The 2,775-nt window shown below is 41.4% G+C and carries 3 protein-coding genes; 2 read left to right on the top strand and 1 reads right to left on the bottom strand.

Translation table 11 applies throughout. The features are described 5' to 3' along the window. Window positions 1–145: 145 nt before the first annotated feature. On the top strand, window positions 146–544 hold the full coding sequence (locus HN980_01980; GenBank protein ID MBT6928251.1) for a hypothetical protein: 399 nt from the start codon (window positions 146–148) through the stop codon (window positions 542–544). 59 nt (window positions 545–603) lie between these two features. On the opposite strand, the gene HN980_01975 is transcribed toward HN980_01980, so the two are convergent. Then, window positions 604–2,025 (bottom strand): hypothetical protein, encoded by a 1,422-nt coding sequence (locus HN980_01975; GenBank protein ID MBT6928250.1) that lies wholly within the window; start codon window positions 2,023–2,025, stop codon window positions 604–606. Window positions 2,026–2,252: 227 nt separating this feature from the next. Here HN980_01975 and HN980_01970 point away from each other — a divergent pair. Further along, the coding region (locus HN980_01970; protein MBT6928249.1) for a hypothetical protein at window positions 2,253–2,775 on the top strand (523 nt) is incomplete at its 3' end.

The following is a 2,775-nucleotide window of genomic DNA, read 5'->3' as shown; positions in this document are numbered from 1 at the left end:
CATAACTGTAACACGATATTATTTAAATCCAAACTCAAATTTTTATTCGTATCGATACGGCTATAGATATCCGTGTACAGAAATGACGACGATATGATATATTAGTTCATTAAAATTAACAATTAACAATATAAGGATTAGTATTATGAGTAGTAGTTTAGGAATAATGGGATCTTGTGCAAATACAGGTCAAGAGATAGTACTCCATGAAAAGGCTGCATCGGAAAAGACTAAAAAAAACTGTTCAACTACAAAAACTGATATTTCACCGCTTCATCAAGCGTCCATGAATGTTTTTAGGAAGTATGCTGCCGTTATGGGAGGGGTTTCAGAAAGACTGGGGTTGTCTTTTAGGGATGCGCCAGCAGTAGCAGTTAAGAGTGTAATGTTTTCTCCTGTTAAGGACGATGTTTTGCAAGGTTTATTCCAAATGTTAGAGAAAGACCCTACGCTTTTTATTACGCCTGCTACCGAAGACGTTTGTGCAGATATTCCTACTTTGCGTATGGACGAAGATGGACAAGTACATGTCATACAAGACTAGACGCTGGAACAAGAATTCTTGTTCTCCTGTTCGCTAAACGCTATAACTATACGCTATTATTAACCTCTCATCTGCTTTTGGAAGAGCATACGTCGTGCTGTGGTGATGACTCTATCGAAGCGGCTTGCTATCATGGAGCGTCTCTTTACCAGCAACGCCGGCGCGAAGGTTATCGCTTTCCAGTCTTTTATAAACTTTTTGGTGTCGTGTTTATTGTGGTAGAAGAACATAAGACTGTTGGCGGCGCCGCTTCTGTCGATGCCGTCTTTGCATGCCAAGCAGAAGGTATCGACGTCGGAGACTTCAAGAAGCCAGTTTTGTAGGAGGAGATATGCTATTTCGATGAAATCATGGCGCTCTCTGACGCCTAAAGTAGAGCGGAAGTCGAAATATCTTCCGTGGACAGTCTCGATGATGTCTTTGAAGGCCTTGTCGAGGCCTTTTTTCTTTATGCTTTCGGGAAAAAAGCATCGCGATTTTTTCTGTTTTGTTACCTGCTGGAAAAATTCCTCTTTGAATTTCTTGGTATATGAAAAGGAACGATATCCGCCACGTTGATGGTAGAACGACGAGTCCTTATCGAGAGTGACGACGGTGATAGTATTAGGAAAGACCGTATTAAGGTTCTCGAGAGCGCGGGAACGCCGAGATTCGTCGCTGAGAAATGTAGAACGCCTTCGCTGCAGATTGATATACAGATGCCGCTTGCCGCCATTGGAATACGCCCTCAGAAACCCGAAAAACTCCGGGACGATCTCCGCCTTCTGAAAGCGTGAAAGGTATTCGCGCGTAGGTGTTCCCATCCTGATATTCGTTACAGTCTTGCCGCCAACAACAACGTCATAAAGGATCTGTACGCTGTTGATCTGGAAGTTCGGGTCGTAGACAATACCAAGATGTCCGTGGAGGCTTTCAAGGAAATACCGTAATAATGACGTCTTATACGAAAGCGGCGCAGACCGTACAGCAACATAACCGGCATCAAACTGCTCGAGGATGGCAATACCCTCGGCTTCAGCAGAAGTAGAACGCTTCGGCGATTCTTTCTCTATAACATCAATAAGATCGCGGCAGAAAGGTAACAAACGGTTCTCCCTATAGAAAGCAAGGCATAGCCTGTGACACAATGCAACATCAGGAGGACTCGAAGACTTCCTTCTAAGACGATAATCCTTCGACCTCAAAGCAAAACGCAGGTGGAAGATAATATTGCGATACTGACGCTGAGAAGAATGCCACGGAGGGCCAGAAAGATTCTTCATGATAGAAAGAAGATGACGCGTCAAAGACGTCCGCGGCAACTTCGATATCGTCGCCACAAGAGCCTTGTCAATATGCAACGCTCCCTTCAACGTTACAATTGTCTTCTTATAGAAATCTTTGCGCCATAAAGGATTGGGGTCGTTGAAAATACATATATTCGCAACAACACGACGCATAAAACCAACAAACTTTACTATAATATTCTTTACCATTTCCATATCTCTCACGACATAATCAAAAATAAACAGTATGACAAAACACTCCCATAGTCAATATAATTCTAATTGCAGCATATATTCTATCTGTTGCGTTGTAAATGATAGCTATGATATATCTATTTGAAGTTATATTGTGAATGGGCAATAAAATTGCATTACGTTTGCGTCTTTGCGAATGTGCTAGAATGAAAATTAACCGTATTTAAATCCTAAAAAAGGAAGTTATTATGCTTGTTCGTGCTAGCGTGTTTTTTTCAGAAGGAACCAGTTTATGTAGTCAACTACAAGAGCTTGATAAACAAGAAGAAGTGCTGCAAAATAGATATACAAAAGCGAGAGCATGGACAATGGGTATTTCTCTCACGGCAGCTATAGCTTTTGGTTTCTCTTTCAAAATATCTTCAGCTCTTGGAGCAAGAGACTCCTTTAGAGGCACTCCAGCTACTGTTTGTGCGGCTGGTTTAATATTGAGCTGTAGTGTGTTTGCAACCAGTGCTTTTTGTCCTACAGATTTTGGTTGTGATCCTAAGCATAATTTGAAAAAAAAGGATTTAGTGCGTGTTGCGAAAAAAATACAGTCTATCGATGTTATGTTAAGACAACAATCTGGAATAACGGATGGAGAAAGGACTCAAATGTCTGAGGCCAAAGAAAAATTTTCTACTATATTTGAAAGAATGAAAACATGCTACGCAAGAGCACACAATATAACGCAAGAAGAGCTTGAAAGGCAGCTGACAGCTAAGTTGT

The organism is Waddliaceae bacterium, assembly GCA_018694295.1.
GTDB lineage: Bacteria > Chlamydiota > Chlamydiia > Chlamydiales > JABHNK01 > JABHNK01.
The sequence above is the reverse complement of the archived record's forward strand: the minus strand, read 5'-3'. Positions and strand labels throughout refer to the sequence as shown.

Bases quoted from the DNA above. Each gene is read 5' to 3' on its own strand.
- HN980_01975 (MBT6928250.1), bottom strand. From the start codon at position 2,025: ATGGAAATGGTAAAGAATATTATAGTAAAGTTTGTTGGTTTTATGCGT.
- HN980_01980 (MBT6928251.1), top strand. From the start codon at position 146: ATGAGTAGTAGTTTAGGAATAATGGGATCTTGTGCAAATACAGGTCAA.